Here is a 16,077-nt window from a genome sequence, read left to right on the forward strand (position 1 = left end):
TCGCGCGCGCAACGTCGGGCATGGCGGCGCCGAAAGTCCGTGCAACGCATCTGGCGCCGTTTCGGCACTTTCCAAGTGCCCGCCGCGGAGGTCGGTCATGGACCGTATCGATCGCGCGCCGGCCGGCACTTCGCATGCCGGCCGGCGCCGCCGCGCTCAGTCGTCGAACCCGCTGTCGAAGATCGTATCGTTCGTCGTCACGGTGAACTTCACCGGCACGCCGAAGATGCGGTTCGCCAGGTCGTTGCTGCGTACGCAAATATTCGCTTCGTATACGCCGGCCGCGAGATGCGTCGCGTCGAACGTCGCGGCCAGCGGCGCGAGTTCGTCCGCGGCGGTCGTGCCGCTCGTCGCATCGAACGACAGCCACGGCACGTTCGCAGGCAGGGTGCAGCCCGCGTACGGCACGGCGAGCGCGAACGCGAACAGGTCGTAGCCGAACACGACAGGGCCGACCACGCTCGCGCGGCCGTTCGCCGGGTTGAGCGTCCAGATCGCCGGTTCCGGAAACGCGCCGATATGCGGCCGACGCGGGTGGCCCGCGTACCAGATCACGCCGCTGCGCGGATCGAAATCGATGCTGCCGATGTTCGACACAGCGACGCCGAGCGGGCCGATGCCGCGCCAGTCGCCGTTGCGCTTGTCGATCGCGACGAGCTGGCTGCCGAGGCTGTCGAGGCCGTACAGGTGCCCCGTTTCGTCGAACGTGCCGCTGACGAGCACGATGCCGTCGATGCGCGCGGCGCGCGTCATCGCACCGGTCGCGAGATCGACCGTGTAGAGATAGCTGACCGTCGTGTTCGTCGGATCCCACGCCGTCGCGTACATCGTGCGCGTCGCCGCGTCCCAGGCAAGATCGGTGATGCGGATGCCTTGCGTGTCGGTCGCGCCGATCGGCGTCGTGATGCCGGTGGCGACGTCGATCGACTGGAATCCGCCGTACATCGTCGCGAGATATTCCTTGCTGAAATCGTTGTTCGCGAACGCGCCGCCGACGTAGCTGAAGAACGGCATCGCGTTGATGCGCAGCATCGTGTCGGGCGCCGCGGCGTCGAGCGCGAACCAGCTCAGCCAGACTGCGCCGATCGGGCCGTTCGGACCGTCGCCCGCGAGCGCGTAGGCCGGAATGTCGGCGGCGTCGAGCGCATCGCGCAGCGGCGGCATCGCGTTCGGCGCGGCCGGCTTCGTCTGCGCCGGCCGGGCGCTTTCGTCGAGCAGCGCGAGCTGCGCCGCGCTCGCCGGCGGCGCGCGGTACGCGACGGCGGGGAAGTGCGCGCGCGCGTCGGCGAGATCGGCGCCGGCATCGATGTTCCACGAAAGATCGCGATCGCCGGTGTTGGCGACGGTGAGGCGTGCCGTCTTCGTCGAGCCCGCGACGGCGCCGACGTTGAGCGCGCCCGGCGCGACGGTGATCTGCGGCGCGCCGACGTCGAGCGTGACGGCCGCGCTCGTGGTGAACGCGTTGTCGACCGCGGCCGGACCCCATACGATCGACTTGCCGTTCGCGACCGACGCCGTCGTGAACGAATACTGCGTCGCCAGCGTTTCGTCCTTCTGCACGCCGATCGTGGCGCACACGCCGCCGTTGCAGCTGTCGGTATCGGGATAGCCGCCGAACGCGGTGTAGTCGACGTCGGCGTACTCGAACGAGAAGCCGCCGGTCGCCTCGTCGATGATCACTTCGAACGTCGCGCCGTCGGTGTTCTGGTCGCTGTTGTAGTGCACGACGTTCGACCACTCCACGACGAAGCGGCGGTTCGGCGCTTCGCCGAGCACCGCGGTGTAGACGCCGCCGCTCGTCGTTTCGAAGTCGTCCCACAGCGGCAGCATCGCCGGCATCGAGAACGAGGTGGTCGGCAGCTCGCGGTTGAAGAAATCGAGCGGTCGCACCGCGCCGACGAACAGGCCGCCGTTCGCCGATACGCCGAGGAGGTTCGTCGTCGCGCCGTAGTAGGCGAACGAGAACGGCATGTCGACGTACGTGCTCGAGTCGTTGCCGAGATCGAGCCGCGTGCCGGTACCCGATATTTCGACGAAGCGCGACGCGCCGTTGTCGGTATGGCCGTAGCCGGGCAGGCGGTCCTGCGCCGACAGCGTCGCGCGCAGGACGCCGCTGTCGCGCGTTTCCACGACGATCGTGCGGTTGACCTTGAAGCTCGCGCCGGCGGGCAGCGGGCGGTTCTGCATCGCGAACAGGCTGCCGACCTGCGTGTCGCCGAGCGTCTGATAGTCGAGCGCGACGGCGCTGTCGTTCGTGATCGTGTAGCACAGATTGATCTTGTCGCCGGCGCTCGCGCGGATCGACGTCGCGGTACCGCACTGGTTCGGATCGCCGTTGTCCGGCGCGACGGTGAGCGCGAGCGAGACGGTGTCGTCCGCGCCGCCGCCGGCGTAGCCGAGCACGCCGAAGCCGAGCGTATCGAGCGGCGAGCGGCAGTCGGCCGGCACCGACCACGCGGTGCAGCCCGTGCCGTAGTCGTCGGTCGGGTTCTTCCACATCGCGCCGTAGCCGGGCCGCGGCTGCGCGGTATAGCCCTGCCAGTACAGCGACGGCGCGAACGGCTGCGACGCGTCGACGTCGAGGTTCGCCTGGAACGCGAGCCAGTACGTGCCGGGCGGCAGCCGGCATGCCTGCGGCAGCGGCACGGTCACGGTGCCGCTCGCCGCGTCGTAGGCGCCGCCGGCGTGTTCGGCCGCGCACAGCGGCGCGAGGCCTTCGTTCGGCGCGCCGGCGACGTCGGCGAAAACGCGGACGTTGTAGGTGGGCGCGAGGTCCGGCGCGTAGTTCGCGAACGCGACGGCGAAGTCGAACGCGGCGATCGTCCAGCCGTTCGGATTGGCGATCGTGAAATCGTCGGCGGCGAGCGATTCGCTGCCGCTCGTCGTCGTCTGCGTCACGAGCGCGTTGATGTAGAGGTCGTTGTACGCCTGCCGGTACAGCACCATGGCGTCGCCGGCCGGCAGGGCGCCGTGGCGTTGAATGACGGACGATTGCGTCGCGCCGGCGCCGACCGTGACGACGGTCGAGAACGCCGCGGCGATGCCGAGGACTATCTTGCGCATGAGGAAGATCCGAAGCTTGAGGAGTGGACGAAAACCCTGCGAGCCGACGGTCGTGCGACCGGTGGCGTCCCCTGCCGGTGCTCGTTGAGGCCGTCGACGAGGTTAGGAGCGGGTTCGGAGCGTCGCCACCGGATCTCACGCACAGACGTTCCGTCCGCGTTGCGGGAGCGTTTCCGCGTCGTGACTTTTGTATGACCGGTCGTTACGGGGCCGTGGAAAGCGCCGGCACGACGCGTTCGCCGGCGAGGCGGCGCGCCGCGGCGAGCGCGTTCGCCGCGGCGGGTTCCTGGTTCAGCGCGCGATACAGCTGCGCCTGCAGCAGCGCCGATTCGTAGTCGACGTCGGCGTGCCGCGCGATGAGCCCGGCGATCGCGCTGGCCTGCGCCGTGTCGCCGCGCGCGAGCAGATAGCGCGCGTAGCTCGCGACGGTTTCGCGCACGACGTCCGGCGCGCTCCAGCGCCGGGCCATCGCGAGCGCGTCGTCGAACGCGGCGCGCGCATCGGCGTCGCGACGCTCCGCGGCGGCCTGCTCGGCCTGTGCGAGGCGCGCGAACAGGCTCACCGACGCGTCGTTCGACGTCGCCGCCCACGCGGCGAAGCGCTGCGTTTCGTCGGCCGCCTCGGCGACGCGCGCGAGCGCGTCGAGGCTGCGCACGACGGTGATCCACGCGCCGGCGCGATGCGCGTTGTATACCGGCGCGGGCAGTGCGGCCAGCGCCTGCCGCGCGAGCGCGAGCGCCGACGTCGGCTGGCCGGCGCCGAGTTCGAGTCGCGCCTGGCCGGCGCGCGCGATCGCGCGCTCGGCGGCGTAGGCGTCGTCGTTCGCTTCCTGCACGGCGCGGTCGAGCACCGCGCGCGCATCGCCGAGGCGGCCGACGAGCTCGAGCGCGTTCGCGCGTTCGAGATAGACGAAGAGGCGCGTCCCGACGTGCTGCACGCGCTCGACCAGCGCCATCGCACGGGCGCTCGTTTCCAGCGCTTCGACCGGCCTTAGCAGCGTGATCTGCGCGGTGCTGACGTTGACCAGCGAGCGCGCGTATTCGTCGGTCATGCCGAAGCGTTCGAAGCGCCGGCCGACGCGTTCCTGGATCGCGGCCACTTCGGCGTAGCGGCCCTGCACGGCCTGCAGGTTCGCCTCGTTGCCTTCGATCTGCGCGAGCAGCAGCGAATCGACCGCGAGATCGGCGGCGACGCGCGCGCGGGCGAAATCCTGTGCGGCGAGATCGTATTCCTCGCGCATGAGATGCACGATGCCGCGGTTGTTGTAGGCGCGCGCGACGTCGCCGGGCAGGTCGCGGCCGGCGAGGAGCGCGATCGCGCGGTCGCAGGCGGCGAGCGCGGGTTCGGGGCGGCCGAGCCGCGACAGCGCGACGGCGAGACTGCGGTTCGCGCGTGCGAGCAGTACGGGATCGGTTTCGGCCGACACCGACGCGATCAGCGCTTCGAGCTGTTCGCGCGCGGCTTCCGATTCGCCGAGATCGAGGGCGATCTGCGCGCGTCGCAGGCGGATCGCCGGCGTCTGTTGCAGCGCGGCCGGCGCGGCATCGATCAGCGCGCGCGCATCGAGCGGCGCACGCGCGAGCCGCGCGGCGTCGATGCGCTGCGAGAGCTCGGTCGCGGTCAGCGAGCCGGCGTCGACCGGCGCGCGCGGCGGCCGATGCCCCAGGCGCTCGAGCAGCGCGTCGGCGACGTCGCGCGCCGCGGCGACGACGTTGTCGGCGCGCGCTTCGACGGCTTGCGGCTCGCCGTCGCCGTCGAGGAGTTCGGCGCGCACGATCCACGCCGATCCTTCGCGCCGCGCGACCGGCACGACGAGGCGACCGCGCTCGGTGACGTCGCGCACGGCCGCGAGCGCGGCGTCGCGCGCGATGCCTGCGGGCGCGAGCCGCACCACGTTGTCGCTCGGCAGCACCGGCACGCCGGCCGCCGCGAGGCGTGTGCCGAGCATGTCCATGAGGCCGAGGCGCAGCCACGCGTCGTCGGCCGACGCGGCCACGTCGGCGGGCAGCACGACGGCGACGCCGACCGGCCGATCGGCGGTGGCCGCGGACGGTACCGTCGCCGGCGGCGCGCGCCGCGACGGCAGCCAGGCCAGCAGGGCCAGCGCGACGGCGGCGGCGATCGCCGCGGCCATGCCGAATCGCCGCTGCCGCGTCAGGCCCGTGCGCGCGAGCGCGTCGGTCGCGGTCACCGCCGGCGCGTAGTCGCCGGCGGGCGCGTCGGCGGTGTTCTCGATCGCCTGCGTGTCGGCGCTCCAGCGATAGCCGAAGCGCGGCACGGTGCGCAGGTAGCGCTGGGCCTCGCCGTCGTCGCCGATCGCGCGGCGCGCGGTGAGGATCGTCTTGCCGAGCGCGGCGTCGCTGACGTCGACCTTGCCCCACACCGCCGCCACGAGTTCGTCGCGGCCGACCGCGCGGTCGCGGTGCTGTATCAGGTACACGATGACGTCGAACACGAGCGGCGCGACCGTCACGGCTTCGCCGTCGCGCACGAGCGTGCGCGCGGCGGTGTTGACGACGACGTTGCCGAAGCGGACGACGGGTTGTGTCATCCGCCTAGAGTACCAGCCGTCCGCGCTAGATCGACTTCGGACCGCGCACGAGCTCGGTCGCCTTGTCGAGCGCCTCGGCGGCGGGCACCGCGACGTCCGGCGCGACGCCCGTGCCTTCCCAGTTCGTCTTCGTGACCGGGCTGACCGGTGTCCCGTCGGACACGAACACCGCATACCCGTCGCCGACCTCGACGAAGCCGCCGGGGTTCGCCGCGCCGCGGCTCGTTTCGCCGACGATCGTCGCGCGCTTCGCGTTCTTTACCGTGTACGAGAACGCTTCGCCGGCCGACGCGGTGCGGCCGTTGATCAGCACGTACAGCGGCACCGTCAGCATCGGTTGCGCGTACGGCTCGGCCGGCGCCTCGCTCGTCGTGCCGCCGTTGCGGGCGTGGAACGTGTTGTAGATGTCGGCGCCGCGCGGCGTGAATGCGCTGACGAGATAGCCGACCATGTTGGGCGATCCGCCGCGGTTGTCGCGCAGGTCGACGACGATCGCGTCGCTGCCGGCGACGCGCGCGAGCGCCGCGTCGATCGCGCGGCGCACCGGCGCGTCGCGGTCGCCGAACTCGAAGTTCGCGAAATGCGTCAGCTTCAGGTAGCCGATATTGCCGGGCAGCACGTCGACGCGTTCGATGCCGTCGCCGGACGGCGGTCGCGGCGCCGACGGGCCGGACCTGCCGGCGCCGTCCGACCACGTCACGCGAAAATGCCGGTCGAGCGGCTTGAGTCGTTCGGTCAGCGCTTCGGCGAGTTTCGCCGGCTCCGTCAGCGCGTCGAACGCACCGTCGGCGGACGCCTGGCGCAGGTCGTCGGCGATCGTCTTGCCGCGCGCCGCGTCGAAGTAGTTGTCTTCGATCGCGGAGGCGACCGCGGCGACGGGCTTGCGCGCGGTCTGCGCGCCGGCGCCGGACGCGAACAGCAGCGCCAGCGCGATCGTGGGGATACTTGCAATACGCGACATGGTGTACTCCGTGAGGATGGCATTCCCGCAAGATGCCGCGGACGCCGCCGAAGTTGCATCGCGACGGCGAATTCGCAACGAACGTCTCGCCAGATGCGGCGCGGGCGCGGCGAGCGCGTGTTCGTTTCGCGTACGTTGCCGCGTTGGCATGACGATGCGCTTCGGCGGAAACCGGCAACACGCATGAGCGAGCATTTCTATTTTCGGGCGATGCGCCGCGCGGTGCACTTCTCGAACGGCGAGTACGTCGATCTCGCCGCGGCGTTCGCCGCGCTCGCGCAAGGCGAGCCGGCGTCGGCCGCGCGCGACGCCGTCGCCGCGTATTTCAGCGACGAGCGTCACCCCGGATTCGATCTCGAAACGCCGCCGGAAGCCCTGGCGTCGCCCGACGGCCTGCGTGTGCTCGTTGCGGTCGTCACGGCGCTCGCGGTCGAACTGGCGCTGCCGGTCGACGCGTCGCGGGCACGGTTCGATCCGTGGGACGAAGAGCGGCAGGTCCGCTGGCTCGCGCGGCTGTCGCAGATGCACGAGGTCTTGCTCGCGACCGCCGCCGCCCGCGGCATCGTGCTCGATGCGCTCTCGCTCGACCTGCCGTCCGCGCTCGCGCAGGAGGTGCATGCTTGCCGCCTCGGCATGACGCTCGACGATCTCGAGCGCTCGTATCGGCGTGCGCCGTGGGACGGCATGTGGCTCCAGGCGCATCGCGTCGCGACAGAACTGATCGCCGTCGCGCTCGCGCCGCCGGGGCTCGCCCGGCAGCGCGAAGTGCTGCTGCACGCATACCAGCGGCTGGCCGAAAGCTGCGAAGGGCTGGGCGACGACGCGACCGCGTCCGTCGCGTGGAGCGCCGCCGCCGCGCACGCGCCGGAGGGACCGTATCGCACGTCGCTGATCGACTGCGCGGACGAAGCGGCGCAAGCCGCGGCACCCGCCAATTCCTGAGCGCTCGCGGCGAGCCGTTGCCGATTGCGGCGAGCGGTTGTCGAACGTGACGAACGGCGGTCGACGCATCGGCGGACCCGCCATAGCCTCGACCATTGCCCCTACCGATCGACAGGAATCGCACCGATGAGTCCGCGTCCGCTTGCTCTTTGTCTCGCCCTCGCGCTCGCCGCCGGCGCGGCGCCTTCGTTCGCCGCCGACGCGCCGGCCGTCGCGCAAGCGCAGTCCGACAAGGCGGCGCGGCTCAACACGCTGTACGACGAATACTGGGAAGAAAACCTGAAGCTCAACCCGCTGCAGGCGACGCAGCAGGGCGATACGCGCTACAACGATCAGCTGCCGGACATTCTCTCGGCGCAGTACCGCGCCCAGTCGCTCGAATTCACGCAGCGGTGGCTCAAGACGGTCAAGGCGGTCGGCACCGACGGTCTTTCCGGCCAGGATCTCCTCAGCTACGAAATCTTCGTGCGCGACGCCGAACAGGACATCGACGGCGAGCGCTTTCCCGACTGGCAGCAGCCGATCAACCAGTTCCGCAACCTCGCGAACTTCGCGGTGCAGTTCGGCTCCGGCGCCGGCGCGCAGCCGTTCAAGACGGTCAAGGACTACGACAACTGGCTCGCGCGCGCCAAGAAGCTCCCGACGCTGTTCGACACGGCCGCGGCGAATATGCGGCAAGGTATAAAAGAAGGCGTCGTACAGCCGCGCGTGCTGATGACCAAGGTGCTCGTGCAGCTCGACAACGTGATCAAGGAAAAACCCGAAGACACGCTGTTCTGGGGGCCGATCCAGCGCATGCCCGAATCGTTTTCGGCCGACGAAAAGGCGCGCCTGACGAGCGCCTATCGCGAACTGATCGCCAAAGACCTGATGCCGTCGTACCGCAAGCTGCGCGCGTTCGTCGCCGACGAATACCTGCCCAAGACGCGCAGCACGGTCGGCCTCGACGCGCTGCCGAACGGCAAGGCGTGGTACGCGTACAACGTCGCGCGGTCGACGACGACCGACATGACGCCCGAGCAGATCCACAAGCTCGGTCTTGCCGAAGTCGATCGCATTCACGGCGAAATGCGCAAGGTGATCGAAAAGGTCGGCTTCAAGGGATCGCTGCAGGATTTCTTCAAGTTCATGCAGAACGAACCGCGCTTCAGCTTCGAGAGCGAAGAAGCGCTGCTCAAGTACTACCGCGGGCTCGAAGCGAAGATCAACGAGAAGGTGCCGCAGTTGTTCTCGCTGATCCCGAAATCGAAGTTCGAGATCCGGCCGGTCGAGGCGTTTCGCGCGCAGTCGGCGTCGGGCGGACAGTACCAGCGGCCGAGCGAGGACGGCAGCCGTCCCGGCGTGTTCTACGTCAACACCTACGACCTGCCGACGCGCAAGACGTGGGACGCCGAAGACCTGTACCTGCACGAAGCGATTCCCGGCCATCATTTCCAGCTCGCGCTGCAGCAGGAGCTGACGAACCTGCCGAAGTTCCGCCGCTTCGGCAGCGAAACGGCGTTCTCGGAAGGCTGGGGTCTGTATGCCGAATCGCTCGGTACCGACCTCGGCGTCTACACCGATCCGTACAATTACTTCGGTTATCTACAAAACGAATTGTGGCGGGCGATCCGCCTCGTCGTCGACACCGGCCTGCACAGCAAGGGTTGGACGCGCGAGCAGGTGATCAAGTACATGCTCGACAACTCGGCCGAATCGGAAACGCAGTCGATCGCCGAGGCCGAGCGCTACATGGCGATCCCGGCGCAGGCGCTCGCGTACAAGATCGGCGAGCTGAAGATCCAGGAAGTGCGCAAGCGCGCCGAGAAGGCGCTCGGCAAGCGCTTCGACATCCGCGAGTTCCACGCCGAAGTGCTCAAGGACGGTTCGATTCCGCTGTCGGTGCTCGACGCGAAGATCGACCGGTGGATCGCGGCGAAGAAGAAGTAGTTCGACGGCGCTAGTGACCTAAGGGGCTGCCGTCGGCGTAGTCGAAGCGATGGATCCGGCCGTCGAAGTCCGTGGCTTCGACGGCATCGGACGCAAGGCGAAACGCGCCGGTGAAAATGTCGGCGCCGGATGCCGACCAGACGATGCGACCGGTGTCGTCCAGACGCGCGATCTGCAGTTCGCCGTGCGAGATCAGCGCGTCTTGCGCGGCGTCGTAGTGCACGCCGAAACACGTTGCGGGGTCGGCGACGACGGTCCAGCGCCGTTCGTAAGGTTTCGGGCGCACGCACACGACACGGTCGCAGACGGCGACGTACAACAACCCGCGTACGTGGACGGCCGAATGCGGATGCACCGCGGTCGCGCCGCCGCTACCGACGAACAGCGCGATCGGCTCGCCGTCGAGGGTCAGCAGGTGCGCCGAACTCGGCCGGTATCCGGCGGTGAAGTCTTCGACATGCCGACCGTCGGGCGCGGCACCCTCGTACTCGAGGACGTCGACGAGTTCGATCGCGCCGACGTCGGTTTCCAGCCGCCACGCGGGCCGGTCGTTCGCGGACATCGGTGCGACTACTCCACCGTCACGCTCTTGGCCAGATTGCGCGGCTGGTCGACGTCGGTGCCGCGCAGCACCGCGACGTGGTACGCGAGCAGTTGCAGCGGCACCGTGAACACGATCGGCGCGACGAGCTCGCCGCACGGCGGCAGCACGATCAGGCGGCCGTCGGCGTGCGGCACCTGCTGCGCGACGTCGGCGTCGGCCAGCACGTAGAGTTCGCCGCCGCGCGCGCGCACTTCCTCGATGTTCGACTTGAGCTTTTCGAGCAGGTGGTCGTTCGGCGCGACCGCGATCACCGGCATTTCCTCGTCGACGAGCGCGAGCGGCCCGTGTTTGAGTTCGCCCGCCGCGTACGCTTCGGCGTGGATGTACGAGATTTCCTTGAGCTTGAGCGCGCCTTCCATCGCGATCGGGAACTGCGTGCCGCGGCCCAGGAACAGCGCGTGCTGCTTCGTCACGAAGCGTTCGGCGAGCGCGCGGATCTGTCCGTCGAGCGCGAGCGCGCCGTTGATCGCGCCGGGCAGGCCTTCGAGCTGGCGCACGAGGTCGGCGTAGCGCGCCTCGTCGAGGCCGTGATGGCGGCCGAGTTCGAACGCGAGCAGCGCGAGCGCCGTCAGTTGCGTCGTGAACGCCTTGGTCGACGCGACGCCGATTTCCGGGCCCGCGCGAGTCATCAGCGACAGGTCGGATTCGCGCACGATCGACGATTCGGGCACGTTGCAGATCGCGAGCGTCGCCAGGTACCCGCGCGCCTTCGCGGACTTCAGCGCCGCGAGCGTGTCGGCGGTTTCGCCGGACTGGCTCACCGACACGAACAGCGTGTCGGGCATGACCACGCTTTCGCGATAACGGTACTCCGACGCTATTTCCACATTGCACGGAATCTTCGCGAGCGATTCGATCCAGTAGCGCGCGACGAGACCGGCGTGATAGCTCGTGCCGCACGCGATGATCTGCACGGCGCGCGTGCGCGTGAGCATGTCCTTCGCGCCGACGCCGAAGATTTCGGTCAGCACGCGCCCGCCGGCGATGCGGCCTTCGAGCGTATCGGTCACCGCCTGCGGCTGCTCGTGGATCTCCTTGAGCATGTAGTGGCGGTACTCGCCGCGCTCGACCGCGTCGGCGGAGAAGTGCGCCTGCTTGACCTCGCGTTCGGCGGGCTTGCCGTGCTCGTCGTAGATGCGCACGCCGTCGATGCCGACGTCGACGACGTCGCCCTCGGCGAGATAGACGAAGCGGCGCGTGACCGGCAGCAGCGCGTGGATGTCGGACGCGAGAAACTGTTCGCCTTCGGCGAGGCCGACCACCATCGGGCTGCCGCGGCGCGTGCCGACGACGCGGCCGGGCTCGCGCTTGGAGATCACGGCGATCGCGTAGGCGCCGTGCAGGCGCGGAATCACCTGCTGCACCGCGCTGAGCAGATCGACGCCGGCGCTGTGCAGATGTTCGATCAGGTGCGCGATGACTTCGGTGTCGGTCTGCGTCGCGAACGTGTAGCCGAGCGCGAGGAGTTCGGCGCGCAGCGTTTCGTGATTTTCGATGATGCCGTTGTGCACGACCGCGACGGTGTCGCGTGAGGCGACCGGATGCGCGTTGCCGGTCGTCGGCGCGCCGTGCGTCGCCCAGCGCGTGTGCGCGATGCCGGTGAAACCTTCCAGCGGGTGCTCGGCGAGGAGCGATTCGAGTTCGCGCACCTTGCCCTTCATGCGCTGGCGCTCGAGACCCTTGTCGGTCAGCAGGGCGACGCCGGCCGAGTCGTAGCCGCGGTATTCGAGCGCCTTGAGCCCCGAAATCAGCGTATCGACCACGTTGCGCCGTGCCGCGGCGCCGACAATTCCGCACATGCCTTTCTCCCGCATTCGTTCGAATCAGACGCCGATTTTAACCGGTCGCATGGCGCGTGCCGGCGTCGCGGATGGCGAAATGCGGGCAATGGCGGCCCGGCGGCACGTTCAGGTGCGCTTTTTTGGCCGTTTCCAGCCCGGAATCGTGTGCTGACGGCCGCGCGCGACGGTCAATTCACCCGGCGGGGCGTCGCGCGTGATGACCGAACCGGCGCCGATCGTCGCGCCGGCGCCGATCTCGACCGGCGCCACCAGCGCGCTGTTGGAGCCGATGAACGCGTCGTCGCCGATCGTCGTGGTCGATTTGTTCACGCCGTCGTAGTTGCAGGTGATCGTGCCGGCGCCGACGTTGACGCGCGCGCCGACCACCGCGTCGCCGAGGTAGGCGAGGTGATTCGCCTTCGCGCCTTCGGCCAATAGCGCTTTCTTGGTTTCTACAAAATTTCCGACGTGGACGCCGGCGGCGAGCTCGGTGCCGGGCCGCAGCCGCGCGTACGGGCCGATCGTGCAGGCGCCGTGCGTCTTCGTGCCGTCGATGTCGCAGTGCGCCTGCACGATCGTACCCGGCGCGAGCGTCGTATCCTTGATGCGGCAGAACGGTCCGATGCGCACGCCGTCGCCGATCTGCACGCTGCCTTCGAGCACGACGTCGACGTCGATGTCGATGTCGTGTCCGACCGTGACGCTGCCGCGCGCGTCGAAGCGCGCCGGATCGGCGAAGCGCACGCCGGCCAGGGCGAGCGCGCGGGCCTGTCGGCGCTGGTAGTGGCGCTCGAGTTCGGCGAGCTGCCACGGATCGTTCGCGCCGAACGCTTCGAGCGCGTCGGCGCAGACGGCGCACAGCGCCGGATCGCCGTCCTGAGCGGCCAGCGCGAACACGTCGGTGAGGTAGTACTCGCGCTGCGCGTTGTCGTTGCGCACGCGCGAAAGCCATGCGCGCAGGCGCGCCGCGTTCGCGGCGACGATGCCGGTGTTGACGAGACGGATGGCGCGCTGCTCGAGGCTCGCATCCTTTTCCTCGACGATCGCGCGCACCTGCCCGAGGCCGTCGCGCACGATGCGGCCGTAGCCGGTCGGATCGACCACGTCGGCCGCGAGCACGACGAGGTCGGCCGGCGATTCGGCGAGCGGCCGCAGCGTCTGCGCCGCGAGCAGCGGCACGTCGCCGTACAGCACGAGCACGCGCGCGTCGTCGGGCACCGACGGCAGCGCGAGCTGCACCGCGTGGCCGGTGCCGTGCTGCTGCGCCTGATGCACCCACGCGAGATCGCCGTCGGCGGCGAACGCGGCCCGCAGCGCCTCGCCGCGGTGGCCGTACACGACATGGATCGCCGCGGGGCGCAGCGCGCGCGCCGCCGCCAGCACATGCGCGAGCATCGGCTGTCCGGCGAGCGGCAGCAGCACTTTCGGCAGCGACGATTTCATGCGCTTGCCCTCGCCGGCGGCGAGAACGATGACGTGGAGCGGCGATGCGGACATGGATTGGCCCGGTCGGAAACTATGCCGATTATGGCAGGCCGGGCGGGACCGATGGCTGGCCCGGATCGGGCGCGTCGGCGACGACGGCGGGCCGTTCGCGGCGTTCGCGGATGCTCGCCAGCCGCGCCGAGATCGCCGCGAGGCTCGCCTCGACCGACAGGCGCTGCCGCACGCTGCGGCGGGCGTTGTCGCCGATGCGGCGCGCGTAGGCGGGATCGTCGACGAGGCGGCGCAGATACGTTGCCGCCTGATCGACGTCGGGCTCGGCCCAGCGCTGGCCCTGCCACGCGGGGTATTGTCCTTCGCGCACCGGCACCAGCGCGTAGTCGACGAGACAGCTGTTGTCGGCGTCCATGAACGCGAGATTGCCCGAGTAGGCGGTCGCGACCACCGGTTTGCCGAGCAGCATGCATTCGGCGAGCCCGAGGCCGAAGCCCTCGGAGCGGTGCAGCGACACGTAGCCGTCGCAGCACGCCTGCAGCGCCCACATGCCGGCGCGGTCGAGAAAGCCGTCGCGCACTTCGATGCGGTCGTCGTCGGCGACCGCGTCGACGAGCGCACGCAGTTCGCGCGGCATGCGCTGGCCGTTGATCGTCTTGATCACGAGCCGCACGTCGCGGCGGCCGTCGGCGAACGCGCGGCGGAACGCGGCGATCGCGCCGTCGGCGTTCTTGCGCGTGGCGTACGAGTTGAAATCGAAACTAAACAAATATACGAAATTATTTTCGTCGAGGCCGAAGTCGCCGCGCGAATAGCGTGCCGGCAGTTCGACGTCGAGCGCGGCCGGCACGATGTGCACCGGCTTGCGCGTGCACGCGGCGACGGCGTCGCGGACGAACGGCGACATCACCCACACCTCGTCGACGAGATCGAACGCGCCCTGCCAGCGCTGCGGAAAGCGTTCGAGCTCCCAGAACCAGCAGCCGATGTTGTAGCGGCCGGCGAACGCGCCGGCGCCGAGGTGTTCGCGCGCGACCGGCATCTGGTCGGCGTTGATGCAGAACAGGTTGATATCGTGGATCAGCGTGTCGGACAGGAACCGCTGCATGCGCCGGTCGTGCTGGCGGCTGGCGACGCCGATGTCGTAGTTGCGCACCACGAACGGCACGCCGCCGCGTTCGAGCGTGTGCGCGTAGCTGCGCAGGATTTCGGCGACGCCGAACTCGCCGTGCGCGTAGCCGACGAGATTGATGCCGGGACGATCGGGCTGCGGCGCAAAGACGGGTTGCGACGCGGCGGCTTCCGGCGGCGGCGCGAACGCGAGCCGTTCGAGCGTGCGCCGGATGCGATGCCGCAGCGCCGCCGGAATCAGCCGGTACAGCGCGAGCGCGACGCGGTGGCGGCAGGTCCAGTCGATCGCCGAAAGACACGTCGCGCCGACGCGGCGCACGAGGCCCGGCGCCGGATGCCGGCCGGCCCGTGTGTCGAATGCGAACGCGCCGCCACCGTCGCGGCCGTTCGCGGCGGCGAAGGCGCGGTGCACGGGATCGATATGGCGCGCCGCGACACCCATCTCGCGGCCGGCGGCGCGCACGAACCAGCGGATGAATCCTTCGCGGCCTTCGCGTTCGCCGAGGTCGAACGCGCTGTGCAGGTCGGCGCGCTGGCGCCAGGCCGCGTACATCAGGCGCGTGACCGGCGCGTCGGCGCGCGCGGGCAGCTCGTCGCAGGGCAGGTCGTACGGCGTGCGGTCCATCGCGAACGGGTGGAGCTGCGGCTGCGCGGTGCCCTTGTCGAAATAGCGCCGGTACACGGCGCGCAGCGGCGCGCCGATCGTCTCGCCGTCGGCGAATGTCGCGAACGCGTACGGCTTGCGCCGCTGCTCGGCATGGCCGTTGGCCGCCAGGCGCGCGAGCCAGTCTTCGTACAGCGGTCGCAGCGCGCCGATCGTCGCGATCGTGTGGCGGTTCTGATGGCGCGAGAACACGGCCGGCCGGTCGACGTCGACGCCGCTGAAGTGCGCGAACACGAGCGGCCGTTCGCCCGCATACCAGCGCTCGCCGTGCTGCGACACGGGTCGCTGCGACAAATTCCAGTACGCGACGTTGTAGCCTTCGTCGCGCAGAATGCGCACGTCCGGAAACAGGCCCGGCACGAGGTCGATCCATTTCTGGTCGGTGAACAGGCCCGCCGCCGGATCGTTGACGCAGCCGAACTCCAGGCGGTCGGCCCACCACGCGATCAGTCGGTCGGCGTCGGCGTGCGCGCCGATCGCGACGAAGCCGCAGTTGTACGTGCCGCTGGCGAGGATCGCGCGTTCGCCGGGATGCCGGTCGTCGTCGACCGGCGCGACGAGATGCGGCGTCAGCACCGCCAGCGCGCCGTCGGCGAACGCGGCTTCGACCGCGGCGAGCGGTTCGAGCACGAGCACGTCGGGATCGAGATAGACGATGCCGGCGTCCGGATGCAGCCGGCGCAGATGCGCGAACGCGTACGGCTTGATCGCCGTGTTGAATTCGACGATGTCGTAGCGGAACGCGAACGCGTCGAAGTCGGGCAGCGCCAGCGCCTCGACCGGAACGAGGTCGAACGGCGCGTCGGCGAGCGCGGGATCGTCTTCGCCGCGATCGGCGAGCGCGAGGTAGCGCGGCGCGTCGGGATAGCGCGCGGCGACCGACTGCATCAGCGTCCTGGCGTACGCCAGATAGTTGCGCGAAGCGATGGTGAAGAAAACCGGACTCACAGGCGCCGCATGTGTTGCGAAGACCGGCGCGCAGCATAGCAAGACCGCCGCGCGCGATCCGTCATG

At 69.8% G+C, this 16,077-nt stretch carries 9 protein-coding genes; 2 read left to right on the forward strand and 7 right to left on the reverse strand.

What is annotated here, in order from left to right:
• Positions 1 to 156: 156 nt before the first annotated feature.
• The 3 genes from OD750_RS12945 to OD750_RS12955 all read right to left on the reverse strand — a co-directional run bounded on the left by OD750_RS12945 (position 157) and on the right by OD750_RS12955 (position 6,575).
• Positions 157 to 3,063, reverse strand: a complete 2,907-nt coding sequence (locus OD750_RS12945; RefSeq protein WP_263545652.1) for a hypothetical protein — start codon at positions 3,061 to 3,063, stop codon at positions 157 to 159.
• Between the two features lie 202 nt (positions 3,064 to 3,265).
• Positions 3,266 to 5,614, reverse strand: a complete 2,349-nt coding sequence (locus OD750_RS12950) for a winged helix-turn-helix domain-containing protein (RefSeq protein ID WP_263545653.1) — start codon at positions 5,612 to 5,614, stop codon at positions 3,266 to 3,268.
• Between the two features lie 25 nt (positions 5,615 to 5,639).
• Entirely contained in the window at positions 5,640 to 6,575 is a 936-nt protein-coding gene (locus OD750_RS12955) for a S41 family peptidase (protein ID WP_263545654.1), read from the reverse strand.
• Between the two features lie 183 nt (positions 6,576 to 6,758).
• Between OD750_RS12955 and OD750_RS12960 the strand changes: the two genes are divergently transcribed.
• Together OD750_RS12960 and OD750_RS12965 are read left to right on the forward strand one after the other, a co-directional pair.
• Positions 6,759 to 7,517 carry a hypothetical protein gene (locus OD750_RS12960; protein ID WP_263545655.1) on the forward strand — a complete coding sequence of 253 codons (759 nt, stop codon included), beginning with the start codon at positions 6,759 to 6,761 and terminating at the stop codon, positions 7,515 to 7,517.
• A gap of 117 nt (positions 7,518 to 7,634) precedes the next feature.
• Positions 7,635 to 9,446, forward strand: a complete 1,812-nt coding sequence (locus tag OD750_RS12965) for a DUF885 domain-containing protein (protein ID WP_425508229.1) — start codon at positions 7,635 to 7,637, stop codon at positions 9,444 to 9,446.
• Positions 9,447 to 9,456: 10 nt separating this feature from the next.
• Here the strand turns inward: OD750_RS12965 and OD750_RS12970 are convergent, their stop codons facing one another.
• The 4 genes from OD750_RS12970 to OD750_RS12985 form a co-directional block, all read right to left on the reverse strand.
• The gene (locus OD750_RS12970; RefSeq protein ID WP_263545657.1) at positions 9,457 to 10,008 is read right to left on the reverse strand and encodes a hypothetical protein; all 552 of its coding nucleotides are present in this window, start codon (positions 10,006 to 10,008) and stop codon (positions 9,457 to 9,459) included.
• 8 nt (positions 10,009 to 10,016) lie between these two features.
• Positions 10,017 to 11,849: a glutamine--fructose-6-phosphate transaminase (isomerizing) gene (glmS, locus tag OD750_RS12975; RefSeq protein WP_263545658.1), complete on the reverse strand. Its 1,833-nt coding sequence runs from the start codon at positions 11,847 to 11,849 to the stop codon at positions 10,017 to 10,019.
• A 108-nt stretch (positions 11,850 to 11,957) separates the two neighbouring features.
• Entirely contained in the window at positions 11,958 to 13,328 is a 1,371-nt protein-coding gene (glmU, locus tag OD750_RS12980; protein WP_263545659.1) for a bifunctional UDP-N-acetylglucosamine diphosphorylase/glucosamine-1-phosphate N-acetyltransferase GlmU, read from the reverse strand.
• Between the two features lie 28 nt (positions 13,329 to 13,356).
• Positions 13,357 to 16,011 carry a glycosyltransferase gene (locus OD750_RS12985; RefSeq protein WP_263545660.1) on the reverse strand — a complete coding sequence of 885 codons (2,655 nt, stop codon included), beginning with the start codon at positions 16,009 to 16,011 and terminating at the stop codon, positions 13,357 to 13,359.
• Positions 16,012 to 16,077 lie beyond the last annotated feature (66 nt).

It is taken from the genome of Tahibacter soli, from assembly GCF_025717065.2.
Taxonomy (GTDB): domain Bacteria; phylum Pseudomonadota; class Gammaproteobacteria; order Xanthomonadales; family Rhodanobacteraceae; genus Tahibacter; species Tahibacter soli.

Excerpts from the sequence above, each read along its gene's own strand:
- OD750_RS12970 (WP_263545657.1), bottom strand. The coding sequence starts at position 10,008 with ATGTCCGCGAACGACCGGCCCGCGTGGCGGCTGGAAACCGACGTCGGC.
- OD750_RS12945 (WP_263545652.1), bottom strand. The coding sequence starts at position 3,063 with ATGCGCAAGATAGTCCTCGGCATCGCCGCGGCGTTCTCGACCGTCGTC.
- OD750_RS12955 (WP_263545654.1), bottom strand. The coding sequence starts at position 6,575 with ATGTCGCGTATTGCAAGTATCCCCACGATCGCGCTGGCGCTGCTGTTC.
- glmS (WP_263545658.1), bottom strand. The coding sequence starts at position 11,849 with ATGTGCGGAATTGTCGGCGCCGCGGCACGGCGCAACGTGGTCGATACG.
- OD750_RS12950 (WP_263545653.1), bottom strand. The coding sequence starts at position 5,614 with ATGACACAACCCGTCGTCCGCTTCGGCAACGTCGTCGTCAACACCGCC.
- glmU (WP_263545659.1), bottom strand. The coding sequence starts at position 13,328 with ATGTCCGCATCGCCGCTCCACGTCATCGTTCTCGCCGCCGGCGAGGGC.
- OD750_RS12960 (WP_263545655.1), top strand. The coding sequence starts at position 6,759 with ATGAGCGAGCATTTCTATTTTCGGGCGATGCGCCGCGCGGTGCACTTC.